Consider the following 15,631-nt stretch of genomic DNA (forward strand, 5'->3'; position numbering starts at 1 on the left):
TCGAAACTTTGATCGGTGATGCAATCCGCGAGCGATAATATGACCGAAGAAACCATGACGATCCGTGAAATGTGCGATGCATTTCAGGTAACCCCGCGCACCTTGCGCTTCTACGAGGCCAAGGAATTGCTGTTTCCGATCCGCGAGGGTCAGAAACGCCTGTTCACCCGCAGCGACCGGGCGCGGCTGAAACTGATTTTGCGGGGCAAGCGGTTCGGCTTCAGCCTCGAAGAGATCCGCCAGTTGCTGGACCTCTACAACATGGGTGACGCGCAGCTGACCCAGCTGAGCCGCACCTTTGACGTCGCCCAGGACCGCCTGCGCGACATGGAGGAACAGCGCGATGAGCTGAACAAAGCCATCGAGGATCTCAAGGAACAGATGAAATGGGGCGAAAAGATGATCGATTCGCTCCGCCTGCAGAAAAAAGCCGCCGAATGACGGTGGCCTGAGAGGAAGAAAGACATGCCCAGCTATACCGCCCCCACCAAGGACATGCAGTTCGTGCTGCACGATCTTCTGAAGATCAGCGAGTCGGATATTCCCGGCTATTCCGATCTTGAGGCCGATTTCACCTCGGCGGTTCTGGAGGAAGCGGGCAAGATCACGTCTGAAGTGCTGGCGCCGCTGAACGTGGTCGGCGACACCGAGGGCTGCGTGCTGGAAAACGGCGTGGTGCGCACGCCGACCGGGTTCAAGGAAGCCTTCGACCAGGTCCGCGAAGGCGGCTGGACCGGGCTCGACATGCCGGAAGATTTCGGCGGTCAGGGCCTTCCTTACGTGGTGGCCACCGCGACCGGCGAAATGTTCAGCGCGGCCAACCAGGCTTTCACCATGTATCAGGGCCTGACCCACGGCGCGGCCTCGGCCATCCTGGCGCATGGCAGCGACGAGCAGAAGAACACCTACCTGCCCAACATGGTCAGCTGCGAATGGACCGGCACCATGAACCTGACCGAACCGCATTGCGGCACCGACCTGGGCCTGATGCGCACCAAGGCGGTCCCGCAGGGTGACGGCAGCTACAAAATTTCCGGCCAGAAGATCTTCATCTCGGCGGGCGAACACGAAATGTCGTCCAACATCATCCACCTGGTGCTGGCCAAGATCCCCGGCGGCCCCGACGGCATCAAGGGTGTGTCGCTGTTCATCGTGCCCAAGTTCATGGTGAACGAAGACGGCACCCCCGGCGCGCGCAACGGCGTGAGCTGCGGCAAGATCGAAGAAAAGATGGGCATCCACGGCAATTCCACCTGCGTCATGAACTATGACGAGGCGACCGGTTTCCTGCTGGGCGAGGAACACAAGGGCATGCGCGCCATGTTCACCATGATGAACGAAGCGCGTATCGGCGTCGGCATGCAGGGCCTGGCCCAGGCCGAAGCCGCCTATCAGAACGCGCTGATCTATGCCAAGGACCGGCTGCAGGGCCGCGACGTGACCGGCGTCAAGAACCCCGACGGGCCGGCCGATCCGCTGATCGTGCACCCCGACATCCGCCGCAACCTGATGGATCAGAAAAGCTTCATCGAGGGCGCCCGCGCCTTCATGCTGTGGGGCGCGATGATGATCGACCGGTCGCACCGTCTGGGCGACAAGGATGCCGACGGGCTGATCAGCCTGCTGACCCCGGTGGTCAAGGGCTTCCTCACCGACGAAGGCTACCAGGCCACGGTGCAGGCGCAGCAGGTCTATGGCGGTCACGGCTACATCGAGGAATGGGGCATGTCGCAGTTCACCCGCGACGCCCGTATCGCGATGATCTACGAGGGCGCCAACGGCGTTCAGGCGCTCGACCTGGTGGGCCGGAAACTGGCCCAGGACGGCGGCAAGCACGTGATGGCCTTCTTCGACCTGGTGAAAAACTTCATCAAGGACAATTCCGAGAACGAAGCGCTGAAAGCCGATTTCCTCGAGCCGCTGAAACAGGCGTCCAAGGATCTGCAGGCCGCCGGCATGTTCTTCATGCAGAATGGCATGAAGAACCCCAACGCGGCGCTGTCGGGGTCCTATGACTTCATGCACCTGTTCGGTCATGTCTGCCTCGGCCTGATGTGGGCGCAGATGGCCAAGGCGGCGCAGGAAGCGCTGGATGCGGGCGCGTCGGACAAGGCGTTCTATGAAACCAAGCTGGCAACCGGGCGCTATTACATGGCGCGCCGCCTGCCCGCGACCGGGATGCACCTGGCCCGCATCAACAGCGGCGCCGATCCGGTAATGGCGCTGGACGCCGACCAGTTCTGAGCGCGGGGGACAACCCGCGCCTTACCAGCCGACAGGGGGTTATGCCCCACTCGCGGCGCCGGCGCGCAGGGGATGCGCGCCGGTTGACCCCGGCAAGGAGGACAACATGCCCAAACGTTTCCGACTGACCCGGCGCATGCCGATCGCGATGACCGAAGACGCCTATCGGCGGCTGAAGAAATTCGCGGCGGAGGCCGGTCTGGACGAGGGCGAGGCGATTTCCTTCATCTTCGAGAATTTCGACGGGATCATCGATCACGAGAATTTCGGCCACAAGCTGCGGCTGTTCAATTCGACGCTGGACGCGCGCAAGCGCTGACCGGAACGGAGGGCCGGAGTTGACGCAACGATCACCGGAATTTGCACCGAAAGGGTCGTAGCGGAACTGTGGACGCACCCAGACGATGCGCACATCTTTTGGGGGAAGACCGCGCCGGGATTGGCCCCGGGACGGACAAACTGAGGAGGACCCCGACATGACGATCAAACTCTACTGCTTCGGCGAAAGCGGCAATTCCTACAAGGCAGCGCTGGCGCTGCAGCTTTCCGGGCTGGACTGGGAACCGGTGTTCGTAGATTTCTTCGGCGGCGCGGCGCGCAGCCCCGAATACCTGGCAATCAACGAAATGGGCGAAGCGCCGGTGATGGTGGACGGCGATGTGAAACTCAGCCAGTCGGGCGTGATCCAGCAATATGTCACCGACAAGTCCGGCAAGTTCGGCGGCACCAGCCAGGACGAAAAATACGAAGTCCTGCGGTGGGTGCTGTGGGACAATCACAAGCTCAGCTCGCAAGCAGGCATGACCCGTTTCCTCATGAACTTCCTGCCCGAGGACAAGCGCCCGGCCGAAGTGATCCCCTTCATGCAGGGCCGCCTGAAAGCCGCCTACAAGACGCTGGAAAAGCACCTTGAGGGCCGCGACTGGATCGTGGGCGACGGCATCACCAATGCCGACATTTCCTGCTGTGGCTACCTCTATTACCCCGAACCCTTCGGGTTCGACCGCGCCCAATGGCCCAATATCGACCGCTGGCTGAGCAACATCAGCGACCAGCCCGGTTGGAAACACCCCTATGACCTGATGCCCGGCTCGCCAGCCGACCGGGCCTGAAACGAAAAGGAAGGCATGAGATGACCGACGCCTATATTTATGACGCCGTGCGCACCCCGCGTGGCAAGGGCCGCCCCGACGGCAGCCTGCACGAAGTGACCTCGGTGCGGATGTCCGCAACCGTGCTGAACGCGCTGAAGGACCGCAACGGCCTGGACGGCCACGCGGTCGAGGACGTGATCTGGGGCAACGTCACCCAGGTGATGGAACAGGGCGCCTGCCTGGCGCGCACCGCCGTTCTGGCCTCGGACCTCGATGAATCGATCCCGGGCCTGGCGATCAACCGGTTCTGCGCCTCGGGCATGGAAGCGGTGAACCTGGCCGCCAACCAGGTCAAGGGCGGGGCCGGTGAGGCCTATATCGCCGGCGGCGTGGAAATGATGAGCCGCGTGCCGATGGGCAGCGACGGCGCCGCCATGGCCGTCGATCCCACCGTCGCACTGGATCAGTATTTCGTGCCGCAGGGCATTTCCGCCGACATCATCGCCACCGAATACGGCTTCAGCCGTGATCAGGTCGACGCGCTGGCGGTGGAAAGCCAGAAACGCGCCAAGGCCGCCTGGGATGCCAACCGGTTCGAAAAGTCGATCATCCCGGTGACCGACGTGAACGGGCTGACCATCCTGGATCACGACGAATTCCTCCGCCCCGGCACCGACATGCAGACGCTTGGCGCGCTGAAGGCGTCGTTCAAGGACATGGGCGAAGTGATGCCGGGCTTCGACAAGGTGGCGATGCTGAAATACCCGCATCTGGACAAGATCAACCACGTCCACCATGCCGGGAACTCCTCGGGCATCGTCGACGGATCGGCCGGTGTTCTGGTCGGCAACGCGGAATTCGGCAAGAAATACGGCCTGAAACCGCGCGCCCGCATCCGCGCCACCGCCAAGATCGGCACCGATCCGACCATCATGCTGACCGGCCCGGTTCCGGCAACGCAGAAGATCCTGGCCGAAAGCGGCCTGACCGTCGGCGATATCGACCTGTTCGAGGTGAACGAAGCCTTCGCCGCCGTCGTCCTGCGCTTCCAGCAGGCCTTCGACGTCGATCCCGCGCGGGTCAACGTCAACGGCGGCTCGATCGCCATGGGCCACCCGCTGGGGGCCACCGGCGCGATCATCATCGGCACGCTCTTGGACGAGCTGGAGCGGACCGACAAGGAACTGGGTCTGGCCACGCTGTGCATCGCGTCCGGCATGGGCGCCGCAACCATCATCGAACGTGTGTAACCCGGGGGAGTGAGAGACATGACTGATTTCACCATGGAAAAAGACGCCGACGGCGTCGCCGTCGTCACCTGGGACTGCCCCGGCAAATCGATGAACGTGATGAGCGGCGAAGCTCTGATCGAACTGAGCGATCTGATCGACGCGGCGCTGGCGGACGAGACCGTCAAGGGCATCGTGATCACGTCGGGCAAGAAGGACTTCGCCGGCGGCATGGACCTGAACGTGCTGGCCGACATGAAATCCGCGGCCGGTGACAACCCGGCGCAGGGCCTGTTCGACGGCATCATGCAGATGCACGCGCTGCTGCGGAAAATCGAACTGGCGGGGATGGATTTCAAGACCAAGAAAGGCGGCAAGCCGATCGCGGCCGCCCTGCCCGGCACCGCCGTCGGCATCGGTCTGGAACTGCCGCTGTCGACCCACCGCATCTTTGCCGCCGACAATCCCAAGGCCAAGATCGGCCTGCCGGAAATCATGGTCGGCATCTTCCCCGGCGCGGGCGGCACCACCCGCCTGGTGCGCAAGCTGGGCGCGATGGCGGCGTCGCCCTTCCTGTTGCAGGGCAAGCTGGTCGATCCGAAGAAAGCCAAGGGCGCGGGCATCATCGACGAAGTGGCCGACGATCCGGTCGCCGCGGCCAAGGAATGGGTGCTGAACGCCAAGGATGCCGATCTGGTGAAGCCGTGGGATGCCAAGGGCTACAAGATGCCCGGCGGCGCGCCCTATCACCCGGCCGGTTTCCAGACCTTCGTCGGCGCCTCGGCCATGGTCAACGCCAACACCAACGGCGCCTTCCCGGCGGCCAAGGCCCTGCTTTCGGCGGTCTATGAAGGCGCGATGGTGCCGTTCGACACCGCGCTGAAGGTCGAAGCGCGCTGGTTCACCCATATCCTGATGAACCCGTCGTCCTCGGCGATGATCCGGTCGCTGTTCCTCAACAAGGAAGCGCTGGAAAAAGGCGCGGTGCGCCCGCAGGGCATTGCGGACCAGTCGGTCAAGAAAGTCGGCGTTCTGGGCGCGGGCATGATGGGCGCGGGCATCGCGCTTGTTTCCGCCATGGCCGGGATCGAGGTGGTGCTGATCGACCAGAAACAGGAAGCCGCCGACAAGGGCAAGGCCTATACCGAGACCTACATGGACAAGGGTATCAAGCGCGGCAAGGCGACGGCGGAGAAGAAGGAACAGATCCTGTCCCTGATCACCGCCACCACCGATTACGACGCGCTGAAAGACGCCGACCTGATCATCGAGGCGGTGTTCGAAGACCCGGGCATCAAGGCCGAGGTGACCAAGAATGTCGAAGCGGTGATCCCCGAGGACTGCATCTTCGCCTCCAATACCTCGACCCTGCCGATCACCGGCCTGGCCAAGGCATCGTCCCGTCCCGAGCAGTTCATCGGCATCCACTTCTTCTCGCCGGTCGAGAAGATGCTGCTGGTGGAAATCATTAAGGGCAAGGAAACCGGCGACCGGGCCGTGGCCAAGGCGCTCGATTACGTGCGCCAGATCCGCAAGACCCCGATCGTGGTCAACGACGCGCGGTTCTTCTACGCCAACCGTTGCATCATCCCCTACCTGAACGAAGGCGCGCGGATGGTGGCCGAAGGCGTCGCACCGGCGCTGATCGAAAACGCGGCGAAACAGCTCGGCATGCCGCTGGGTCCGCTGCAGCTGGTCGATGAAACCTCGCTCGATCTCGGCGTGAAGATCGCCAAGGCGACCAAGGCGGCGATGGGCGATGCCTATCCGGCCGACATGAAGCCGGTGGACGACCTGATGTTCTCGATGGTCGACGAAGGCCGCTTGGGCCGCAAGTCGCAGGCGGGTTTCTATAACTACGACGAAAAGGGCAAGCGTCAGGGCTTCTGGGAAGGCCTGGCCGAAAAATGCCCGGTCGCCGAGGAACAGCCCGACCTGATCGAGGTGCAGCACCGCCTGATGTTCTCGCAGGTGCTCGAAGCGGTGCGCGCGCTGGAAGAAGGCGTGCTGGAAGACATCCGCGAAGGCGATGTCGGCGCGATCCTGGGCTGGGGCTTCGCGCCGTGGTCGGGCGGCCCGTTCAGCTGGCTCGACATCCTCGGCACGCCCTACGCCGCCGAACGCTGCGATCAGCTGACCGAGGCCTATGGCGAGCGGTTCGCCTGCCCGGCGCTGCTGCGCGAAATGGGCGAGAAGGGTCAGACCTTCTATGGCCGCTTCGGCAAGCAGGAAAAGGCGGCGGCGTAAGCCAGCGCCCAGCGGAAAAGTTCAGCGCGTCCCTTCGGGGGCGCGCTTTTCTTTTGGGGGTACAGAGGAACGGAGGGCAGCGCCCGGCCGCGGGTGGGCGCGCAAACGGGAGTGACTGGCAGTTTATCAGGCCGCCACTTCCAACGTTCCTAGATTGTGCAGACAGTGAAAAAGCGCCCGCCCGGGGGGCGGTCGGGCGCTGCCCGGGCGGCGCGAGCGCCGCTGTTCCGGGTTTTGTGCGATTATTAGAAGAGGTGGTTTGCCCCCCTGTTCAAATCACGGCGCGCATATCCACCGGATCAAACGAATACCCGAACCGCGCGATATCCTCGGCACAGATATCGGCCAGAAACGCCGCGTCGGTGTCGCTGTAATAGCGGCGATAATCCACCTGCCGCGCCGACGCATTCACCCGCGGCAAATCCAGCTCGAACCCCAGGTGATCCACCAGCGGCGCCGCGTCCTCCTCGGCCCGTTCCAGCCGGATATAAAGGTCGCACACCTCGTTGCCGCGCGCATCGGTCATGTAGGACCGCGCCGGGCTTTCCTGCAGCGACCGCCAGGTTTGCGGGTGGCTCAGGAAGCCGCTGAAATCCTCGCCCCGCGCCAGCGTCACCGCCGGGTGATCGAAGCTCTGATCGCGCAGCCAGTGATAATAGCTCACTACCCGGTCCCAGGGATTGCGCACCATGGTGAAGGTGAAATAGCGCTCGACCTCGTCGGCGCCGACCAGCCCTTCGATATCGGCCAGGGTGGAATGTTTCCACAACCGCCCGCGCGTATCCGCCTCCCGGAACCTCCGCCGCCGTTTCGCCGCCTTGGGCGTATCGCCGATCAATATATCGTCCTTCTTCGCGCGCTCCTCCAGCGCCAGCGCCATCGAGGTGCCACCGGTCTTGGGGATGTGGATGAAGATGTATTGCCGCCCGTGGGAAATGAACATGGCGCGACGCTAACCCAAAGCGCGGCGCGGGAAAAGTCCCCTGCGATCCGCATTCCGATTGGTAATCATACGGACTTTTCATCGCCGCCCAAGCCGCGCAATATGCGCCCGAACGAAGGAGGATATTTCATGGGTTGGATGGCTGACGAAACCGGTCTGGGCAAGACGGACGCGAATTATGTACCGCTGACGCCGCTGTCCTGGCTGACCCGCGCGGCGGCGGTGTTCCCCGATCACCTGGCGGTGGCCTATGGGACGCATCGCAAGAATTACGTGGAATACCACGAACGGGTGACGCGGCTGGCATCGGCGCTGGTCAAGCTGGGGGTGGAACCGGGCGACGTGGTGGCCACCATCCTGCCCAACATCCCCGCCCAGGCCGAGGCGCATTTCGGCGTGCCCGCATGCGGTGGCGTATTGAACACGATCAACACCCGGCTGGAACCCGACACCGTCGCCTATATCCTCGATCACGGGCAGGCCAAGGTGGTGCTGTGCGACCCGCAATTCCTGCCCATGCTGGCCGAGGCGGTCGAGATCATGGACGGCGCCGCCCCGATCGTGATCGAGGTGGCCGACGATCAGGCCGGTGTCCACGCGCTGAGCGATCACATGGAATACGAGGCGCTGCTGCAAACCGGCGATCCCGCGTTCGAATGGATCATGCCCGAGGATGAATGGGAATCCATCGCGCTCAACTACACCTCCGGCACCACCGGGCGGCCCAAAGGCGTGGTTTACCATCATCGCGGGGCGTACCTGAACGCGATGGGACAGGTGATCAGCTGGCGGATGACGCTTCACCCGCGCTACCTGACCATCGTGCCGCTGTTTCACTGCAACGGCTGGTGCCACACCTGGATGATGCCGGTTCTGGGCGGCACCGTGGTGTGCTGCCGCGACATCACCGCCAAGGCGATCTTCGACGCCATCGCGGATGAAAAGGTGACCCATTTCGGCGGCGCGCCGATCGTGCTGAACACGCTGGTCAATTCGCCCGAAGCGGACCGGCGCGCCTTCGACCACGTGGTCGAGGTGTTCACCGCCGGCGCCCCGCCCGCGCCTGCGACCCTGGCCAAGATCGAACCGATGGGGTTCAACGTCACCCAGGTCTACGGTCTGACCGAGGTCTACGGCCCGGCCACCGAATGCACCTGGAAATCCGACTGGGACCCGCTGCAGGGCGACGACCGCGCCGCGATCAAGGCGCGCCAGGGCGTGGCGATGCCGATCTACGAACACATCACCGTGGTCGACGAAAAGATGCAGCAGATCCCGATGGACGGGACAACGCAGGGCGAAATCGTCATGCGCGGCAACGGCGTGATGAAGGGTTACCTGAAGAATCCCGACGCCACCGCCGAAGCCTTCGCCGGCGGCTATTTCCATACCGGCGACATCGCGGTGCAGCATCCCGACACTTACGTGCAGATCGCCGACCGGGCCAAGGACATCATCATTTCGGGCGGCGAAAACATTTCCTCGGTCGAGGTCGAGGGCGTGCTGATGGGCCACCCCGACGTGTTGCTGTGCGCGGTGGTGGCGAAGCCGGACGAAAAATGGGGCGAGGTGCCCTGCGCCTTCGTCGAGCTGAAGGACGGCCATTCGGCGGAGGAGGCCGAGCTGATCGCCTTTGCCCGCCAAAGGCTGGCCGGGTTCAAGACGCCGAAGAAGGTGGTATTCCAGGAACTGCCCAAGACCTCGACCGGCAAGATCCAGAAATTCGAACTGAGGACGCTGGCCAAGGGGCTTTGACCGGCGCGCTCGCCGGTCTTTTCAGACCGTCTCGCATCGCCTGCAGGCAATCTGCTGGTGGAGATCGGCGAGCGTCCTTCCACGGTTTGCGGCAGCACGCCTCTTGCATTGCGCAAAATATTCCATATATGGAATATCAATACACGCACCGGGGCCGCGCAAAACGCCGCTTTGCGGTTTCTTCGCCCGATGCGCCCACACAAGAGGATATCGAAATGACCGTCAATCAAGCCGTCACCGCCTTTGCGGGCTTCATGGTTCTGCTGTCGCTGGTGCTGACCTACTTCGTTCACCCGGGCTTCGTCTGGTTCACCGCCTTCATCGGCGCCAACCTGTTCCAGTCGGCCTTCACCGGGATGTGCCCGGCCGCGTCCATCTTCCGCATGATCGGCCTGAAAAACGCCTGATCCGCGCAGGGCAGGTGTCACGTCACCTGCCCTAGCCGATGGACGCCCCACCCCACGCCATGTTATTCAGGGACCAAAGCACTAGGCAGAGCAGCCCCTGAATGACAGCCCTGACGAAATACCAGCGGATCGAGGCATCCGGGCTCTGGCGCGCGTCGCCCGAGGATCAGCGCCGCGAGGTGATCGTGTCGATCGGCGACGCGACGCTGATGATTTCCGACCTGCGCGACCGGGCGCTGACCCATTGGTCGCTGCCCGCGCTGGTGCGGGTCAATCCCGGCGACTGGCCGGCGATCTATCACCCCGACGGCGATCCCGGCGAAACGCTGGAACTTCCTGAAAACGAAGGCGAAATGGTCGCAGCGATCGAAAAGCTGCGGCACGCGATCGAACGGCGGCGGCCCAAACCGGGGCGGCTCCGGGCGGTGATGATGGCGGCCTCGATTACCTCGGTACTGGCGGTGGGAGTGTTCTGGCTGCCCGGCGCGATGATCGATCACGCGCTGTCGGTGGTGCCGTCCGTCACCCGGAAGGATATCGGCAACAAGCTTCTGGCCCATGTCGAACGGGTCGCCGGCCCCGCCTGCAACGCGCCCGGCGCGCGCCCGGCGCTGGACCGGCTGGCGAAACGGCTGACCCAGGACGGGCTGCGGCTGAGCGTGGTGCAGACCTCGGTGTTCGACGCCGCGATGCTGCCCGGCAACCTGATGGTGCTCAGCAGCAGCCTGTTCGAGGATCACGAGGTCCCCGATGTCGCCGCCGGCCATATCATCGCCGAAATGCTGCGCGCCCGCGATACCGATCCGCTGGGCCGGGTGCTGAGCGACAGCGGCATGTTCAGCAGCCTGAAGCTGCTGACCACCGGCAACCTGTCCGACGAGGCGCTGAAGGCCTATGCCGAAACCCTGCTGACCCGCCCGCTGGCCGATCTGCCCGCCGATATCTTGCTGGAAGGGTTCCGCGCGGCCGGGGTGAAATCCACCCCCTATGCCTATGCGCGGGACGTGTCGGGCGAAACCACCCTGCCGCTGATCGAGGCCGATCCCTTCCCCGGCGAAGCCCCAAGCCCGGTGCTGTCCGACGGCGACTGGATCCGGCTGCAGGCGATCTGCGAAGGCTGACGCCCGCGCCGCGAAAACCGGCGGTAATGGCATCTTAAGACTCCCTGCCGAACATGGGGCGATTGCCATCGCAGCGCCCCCTTCCGCCACCCTTGCGGATCGGGGTTGGAGAGTCTGATACCCGATGCCCGTTGATCTTTTTCACATCCCGAAATCCCCTGTCAGCGTGCGGGCAACGCGGGCCGGGAACGGCGCTGGCGTGGTGGTGCGCTGACATGCGGGTTCTGGTGACCGGCGGGGCGGGCTATATCGGATCGCATACCCTGATCGACCTGCACGGCCAGGGCCACGACATCTGCGCCCTCGACACGTTCGACAATTCATCGCCCGAAGTCCTCAACCGCGTGTCGGAACAGATCGGCGCGCCGCTGCAACACCACGCGGTGGATATCCGCGACGGGCCGGGGCTCGACCGGGTGATGGCCGGGTTCCGCCCCGACGCGGTGATTCATTTCGCCGGGCTGAAGGCGGTGGGAGAATCCGCGCAAATCCCGCTGGATTACTATTCGGTCAACGTGTCCGGCACCGGCACGCTTCTGGCCGCGATGCAACGCGCGGGGTGCGGGCGGATCGTGTTTTCCTCCTCGGCGACGGTGTATGGCGAACCGGCCTATCTGCCCTTCGACGAAACCCATGCCTGCGCGCCGGTGAACGTCTACGGGCACAGCAAATACATGGCCGAACAGATCCTGAAGGACTGGCAACGCGCCACGCCGGGCGCCTCGGTCGTGGTGCTGCGCTATTTCAACCCGGTGGGCGCGCATGGCTCGGCCCGGATCGGCGAGGACCCGCGCGGCCAGCCCAACAACCTGGTCCCTTTCGTGGCGCAGGTCGCGGTCGGACGGCGCGACAAGGTTCGGGTGTTCGGGGCCGATTACGACACGCCCGACGGCACCGGGATGCGCGACTACATCCATGTCGAAGACCTGGCCCGCGCCCACAGCGCCGCCCTGAATTTCGCCGCAAGGCACAGCGGGTTCGAGGTCTTCAATATCGGCACCGGCCGGTGCTATTCGGTGCTGGAGGTGATCGATGCCTTTGCCCGCGCGTCGGGTCATGACATCCCCTATGAAATCAGCCCGCGGCGGCCCGGCGACATCGCGCGTTCGGTCGCCGATACGTCAAAGGCGCAAGCTCTGCTCGACTGGCGGGCCCGGCACGATCTGCGGCAGATGTGTCAAAGCAGCTGGAACTGGCAATCGGGCAATCCCAACGGCTATGATGCGGGATAATCCCGTCACGCCCCCGCCCCGTCCCAGATCCGGCACAGCTGATCGTAAAGGGTCATCGGGTCGAACGGTTTCGGGATCACTGCCGCCGCGCCGAGGTCGAGATAGCTGTCGCATTCCTGCCTCTGCGCCTTTGCGGTCATGAAAACCACCGGGATCACCGCGCAACCGGGCATCTCGCGCAGGCGGCGGAACACCTCGGGCCCGTGCATCCCCGGCATCATCACATCGAGAAGGATCAGATCGGGGCCAAAGGCGGGGATGCGCCGCAGCGCCTCGGCCCCGTCGGTGCTGACGTCAAGTTCGACCCCGCCAAGCGTGGTCAGCACCAGTTCCACCACCGCGCGGATATCGGGTTCGTCCTCGACATAGGCGATGCGCTTCAGCTCACGTGCCATGATGGGTCCTTTCCCCGTTATCCGCCCCTGCGCCATCCCCCGCCAGCCGGACTAGCGCGCCGGACAGATGCCGCGCGGGATAGCTGCCCCGGTCGAGGATCGAATAGATCAAGATGGGCGGCAGCGGCTGCCGAGCCTCCGCCGCCGCCGACGCGCTAGCGGCCGCATGGTCGCGCAGGGTCAGGTCCAGCGCGGCAAGGTCGTAGGCGTTATTGGCCAGCATCGTGCGAGCAGCCGCGCAGCCGAGGGCCATGTCGACCGCCATCTCGCCGCCGACCGCTTCGGCCGCGGCGGCGCCATCGGTGCCCTCGCCCGCCACATAGAGAAGCCGCAGCGCGCCGGGTTCCCTGTCCGACACGGCCCGCAACAGCGTATCGCGAAGCCCCTGCGCCCCGGATTGTGTTTGCAGCCATTGCGCGGCAGTGATCGCCGCGCCCGCTGCCGCCGCATCCGGGGCACCGGCCCGATCCCGCAATTCCGCGATCAGAGCGGTCAGGTCAAGCCCGGGCATATCGAGATTCAAAAACAGCTCCGCCTGGTCCGCCCACCGCAGCCGCGCCCTGATCTCGGCTTCGGACGGGCAAAGCAGTGTTTCGAATCCCAGTTCGCCCAATACCTGCCGCAGCCCGGTCCCGTCCCGGCGGATCAAAACCTTCGGAGCTGCGCCGGGGGACTGCGGCGCGGCCGACCGCCGCCGGGGAAGTTCGAACCAGAAGCAGGTTCCGGCGCCGGGTTCGGTGTCGAACCCGATGCAGCCGCCGTGCGCGTCGACGATGGATTTCGCGATCGCCAGCCCCAGCCCGGTGCCGCCTTTTTGGCGCGCATCCGAACTGTCGGCCTGGGAAAACTTGTCGAAAATCCGGCCCTGGAACGCGGCGTCGATCCCCGGACCGTTATCCAAGACGCTGATCCGCACCCGGCCGCCCGCCGCCGGCGCGGCGGCAAGCGTGACGGTCCCGCCCTCGGGCGAAAACTTCACCGCGTTGGCCACCAGGTTGGTCAGCACCTGCGACAGCCGATCGCGATCCGCCTCGACCCAGATGTCATCCGCGATATCGTCGGCGGCAACCGTCACGCCGCTGTCGACGGCAAAGCCGGAAATCTCCTTCAGCACCTGGTCGATCTTCGCTGCGACATTGACCGGTTCGAAATCGAACACCAGCTTGCCAGCTTCGATCTTTTCGATGTCCAGAATGTCGTTGATCAAACGGATCAGCCGGTCGCTGTTCCGGCTGGCGATCCGGATCAGCGATCTTGCCTTGTCGGAAACCTCGCCCGCCAGAGCATCGGCCAGCAACACCCCCAGCGACCCCTTGATCGAGGTCAGCGGCGTACGCAATTCGTGGCTGACGGTGGACACGAATTCGCTCTTCATCCGCTCCATCCGCTTGGTTTCGGTCAGGTCGGTGATGATCGCGGTGAACACCATCCGGTCGCGCAGCGACACCCGGCCCAGCGACAGATGCGCCGGGAATGCGCCGCCATCCAGCCGCCGGGCGCTGATGCCACCCTCGGGCAGGATGTCGGCCGCGGAGTGCCCGGCGCCAATGGCTTCGAGAACCGAAACACCGCTGTCGCCCACCCGCGGCAGATCCAGCAGATCGGCAAGCGTCCGGCCGACAAGCCCATCCTCGCCCGCGCCGAACAGGATTCCAGCCGCCGGGTTGGCGGATTCGATCCGCCCCGCCGCGTCGGTGGACAGGATCGCGCTGCCCGCGGCCTCGACGATGGACCGCATCCGCGCCTCGCTGTCGCGCAGGGTTTCCTCGCGCTGGCCGATCGCCGCCACCATGTCGCGGAAATGTGCGCTCAGCCTGCCGATTTCGTCGCCGCTGGCGGCAGGCAGGCGCAGCGTTGCGGCGTTCCCCCCCGAGGACAGAACCCGGGTCGCCCGGCTCAGCGACCGCAACCGGCCCAGGATGATGTTGCTCATGGCGAAGATGACCGCCCCGCCCGCCAGCGCCAGGAAGGCCGCCAGCGCGATCAGGTCCTTGCGGAGGCCCGGCAGGTCGGCCAACACCTTCTCGGCCGGGACCAGCGACCCGATCATCATCCCCCGCCCGGCAGCGGCGGCGCCGGGGTCCAGTTCGGTCAGATAGGCGATGCTGGCCTGCCCGGGTTGCCCGACGATGCCGTGAAAGCGTGCGCCCGCGCCGAACAGGGTTTGCAGTTCGGGGTCCCCGGCGACGGTCGAGAGATCGCCGACAATGGTGACGCCATCGCCCGACCGAATGCCCGCCCCACGGTCGAGATCGACCAGGAAACTGTCCTGCTGGTCCGGCATGGTGCCGGCGAATTGCGCGAAGGCCCAGGAAAAATCCAGCGACAGAAGGATGACCGCGAAAGGGGCGCCGGTCGGGCTCTGCACGATCCGCGCCGCCTGGATCAGCGAAAGCTGCTCGGCGCTGGCGCCGGTGTCTTGCTCCCGCAGCAGCAGGCCAGAATGCAGATCGCCGCGCACCGCCCCGCCCGCCGCCGCGCCAAGATCGAGCCACGGCACCGGCCTGCCCGCCGGGCCGGGATCTTCCGCCCCCCGGGGCCGCAGGGAAATATCGACGATATGCTCGGGCGCGGGGCCGAGCGTGATGAATTCGACCCGGACATATTTGGGGTTGGCGCGCAGCACCCCGTGAAAGGACCGGTTGAGCCGGGCGCGCCACTGCGCCTCGGTCGACTGGTCCAGCGGGTCGGTCCCGTTATTGAGCTGTGCGCGCATCACGCCATAGACGGCGGGGAAATCGGCCAGCAGGGCCGCGTCGCGGTCGAGCTCTGCGATATTGCTGCTGACCTGGTCGCGCAGCCGCTTGACGCTGGCCATTAGCCGGTCGCTTTCGCGCAGGGCCAGGTGACGGATGTTGGACTGGTACTGAAACCCCGAGATGATGAATATCGCGGTCACGAGCAGCGAGGTCGTGGCGATGGCGACCCTGTTGGCAATGCCGATCTTCACCTGACATCCCCCCT

At 64.9% G+C, this 15,631-nt stretch carries 13 protein-coding genes; 10 read left to right on the forward strand and 3 right to left on the reverse strand.

The genetic code is table 11. The features are described 5' to 3' along the window. Positions 1-39: 39 nt before the first annotated feature. The 6 genes from GR167_RS19065 (at position 40) to GR167_RS19090 (ending at position 6,814) form a co-directional block, all read left to right on the forward strand. Entirely contained in the window at positions 40-441 is a 402-nt protein-coding gene (locus tag GR167_RS19065; RefSeq protein WP_160975329.1) for a MerR family transcriptional regulator, read from the forward strand. Positions 442-465: 24 nt separating this feature from the next. After that, positions 466-2,244, forward strand: coding sequence for an acyl-CoA dehydrogenase C-terminal domain-containing protein (locus GR167_RS19070; RefSeq protein WP_160975330.1), 1,779 nt, complete (start codon positions 466-468; stop codon positions 2,242-2,244). 106 nt (positions 2,245-2,350) lie between these two features. Next, positions 2,351-2,563 (forward strand): hypothetical protein, encoded by a 213-nt coding sequence (locus GR167_RS19075; RefSeq protein WP_160975331.1) that lies wholly within the window; start codon positions 2,351-2,353, stop codon positions 2,561-2,563. Positions 2,564-2,720: 157 nt separating this feature from the next. Continuing rightward, positions 2,721-3,356 carry a glutathione S-transferase family protein gene (locus tag GR167_RS19080; RefSeq protein ID WP_160975332.1) on the forward strand — a complete coding sequence of 212 codons (636 nt, stop codon included), beginning with the start codon at positions 2,721-2,723 and terminating at the stop codon, positions 3,354-3,356. 20 nt (positions 3,357-3,376) lie between these two features. Then, on the forward strand, positions 3,377-4,588 hold the full coding sequence (locus GR167_RS19085) for an acetyl-CoA C-acetyltransferase (RefSeq protein WP_160975333.1): 1,212 nt from the start codon (positions 3,377-3,379) through the stop codon (positions 4,586-4,588). An 18-nt stretch (positions 4,589-4,606) separates the two neighbouring features. Further along, positions 4,607-6,814: a 3-hydroxyacyl-CoA dehydrogenase NAD-binding domain-containing protein gene (locus GR167_RS19090; protein ID WP_160975334.1), complete on the forward strand. Its 2,208-nt coding sequence runs from the start codon at positions 4,607-4,609 to the stop codon at positions 6,812-6,814. Between the two features lie 271 nt (positions 6,815-7,085). On the opposite strand, the gene GR167_RS19095 is transcribed toward GR167_RS19090, so the two are convergent. Continuing rightward, positions 7,086-7,757 carry a sulfotransferase family 2 domain-containing protein gene (locus GR167_RS19095; protein WP_160975335.1) on the reverse strand — a complete coding sequence of 224 codons (672 nt, stop codon included), beginning with the start codon at positions 7,755-7,757 and terminating at the stop codon, positions 7,086-7,088. 129 nt (positions 7,758-7,886) lie between these two features. On the opposite strand from GR167_RS19095, the gene GR167_RS19100 reads away from it, so the two are divergent. The 4 genes from GR167_RS19100 (at position 7,887) to galE (ending at position 12,272) form a co-directional block, all read left to right on the forward strand. After that, positions 7,887-9,512 carry an AMP-binding protein gene (locus GR167_RS19100; protein WP_160975336.1) on the forward strand — a complete coding sequence of 542 codons (1,626 nt, stop codon included), beginning with the start codon at positions 7,887-7,889 and terminating at the stop codon, positions 9,510-9,512. A 215-nt stretch (positions 9,513-9,727) separates the two neighbouring features. Further along, positions 9,728-9,919 carry a YgaP family membrane protein gene (locus GR167_RS19105; RefSeq protein ID WP_160975337.1) on the forward strand — a complete coding sequence of 64 codons (192 nt, stop codon included), beginning with the start codon at positions 9,728-9,730 and terminating at the stop codon, positions 9,917-9,919. A gap of 101 nt (positions 9,920-10,020) precedes the next feature. Continuing rightward, positions 10,021-11,040 (forward strand): hypothetical protein, encoded by a 1,020-nt coding sequence (locus GR167_RS19110; RefSeq protein ID WP_160975338.1) that lies wholly within the window; start codon positions 10,021-10,023, stop codon positions 11,038-11,040. Positions 11,041-11,255: 215 nt separating this feature from the next. Beyond that, positions 11,256-12,272 (forward strand): UDP-glucose 4-epimerase GalE, encoded by a 1,017-nt coding sequence (gene galE, locus GR167_RS19115; RefSeq protein ID WP_160975339.1) that lies wholly within the window; start codon positions 11,256-11,258, stop codon positions 12,270-12,272. Positions 12,273-12,277: 5 nt separating this feature from the next. Here galE and GR167_RS19120 read toward each other — a convergent pair whose 3' ends face one another. Then, on the reverse strand, positions 12,278-12,667 hold the full coding sequence (locus tag GR167_RS19120) for a response regulator (protein WP_160975340.1): 390 nt from the start codon (positions 12,665-12,667) through the stop codon (positions 12,278-12,280). After that, the gene (locus tag GR167_RS19125) at positions 12,657-15,617 is read right to left on the reverse strand and encodes a HAMP domain-containing sensor histidine kinase (protein ID WP_160975341.1); all 2,961 of its coding nucleotides are present in this window, start codon (positions 15,615-15,617) and stop codon (positions 12,657-12,659) included. The genes GR167_RS19120 and GR167_RS19125 overlap by 11 nt, the downstream gene beginning before the upstream one ends. Between the last annotated feature and the right edge of the window lie 14 nt (positions 15,618-15,631).

Source organism: Thalassovita mangrovi (assembly GCF_009857745.1).
Classification (GTDB): domain Bacteria; phylum Pseudomonadota; class Alphaproteobacteria; order Rhodobacterales; family Rhodobacteraceae; genus Thalassobius; species Thalassobius mangrovi.

Excerpts from the sequence above, each read along its gene's own strand:
- GR167_RS19120 (WP_160975340.1), bottom strand. The coding sequence starts at position 12,667 with ATGGCACGTGAGCTGAAGCGCATCGCCTATGTCGAGGACGAACCCGAT.
- GR167_RS19085 (WP_160975333.1), top strand. The coding sequence starts at position 3,377 with ATGACCGACGCCTATATTTATGACGCCGTGCGCACCCCGCGTGGCAAG.
- galE (WP_160975339.1), top strand. The coding sequence starts at position 11,256 with ATGCGGGTTCTGGTGACCGGCGGGGCGGGCTATATCGGATCGCATACC.
- GR167_RS19110 (WP_160975338.1), top strand. The coding sequence starts at position 10,021 with ATGACAGCCCTGACGAAATACCAGCGGATCGAGGCATCCGGGCTCTGG.
- GR167_RS19075 (WP_160975331.1), top strand. The coding sequence starts at position 2,351 with ATGCCCAAACGTTTCCGACTGACCCGGCGCATGCCGATCGCGATGACC.
- GR167_RS19095 (WP_160975335.1), bottom strand. The coding sequence starts at position 7,757 with ATGTTCATTTCCCACGGGCGGCAATACATCTTCATCCACATCCCCAAG.
- GR167_RS19080 (WP_160975332.1), top strand. The coding sequence starts at position 2,721 with ATGACGATCAAACTCTACTGCTTCGGCGAAAGCGGCAATTCCTACAAG.
- GR167_RS19105 (WP_160975337.1), top strand. The coding sequence starts at position 9,728 with ATGACCGTCAATCAAGCCGTCACCGCCTTTGCGGGCTTCATGGTTCTG.
- GR167_RS19100 (WP_160975336.1), top strand. The coding sequence starts at position 7,887 with ATGGGTTGGATGGCTGACGAAACCGGTCTGGGCAAGACGGACGCGAAT.
- GR167_RS19090 (WP_160975334.1), top strand. The coding sequence starts at position 4,607 with ATGACTGATTTCACCATGGAAAAAGACGCCGACGGCGTCGCCGTCGTC.
- GR167_RS19070 (WP_160975330.1), top strand. The coding sequence starts at position 466 with ATGCCCAGCTATACCGCCCCCACCAAGGACATGCAGTTCGTGCTGCAC.
- GR167_RS19065 (WP_160975329.1), top strand. The coding sequence starts at position 40 with ATGACCGAAGAAACCATGACGATCCGTGAAATGTGCGATGCATTTCAG.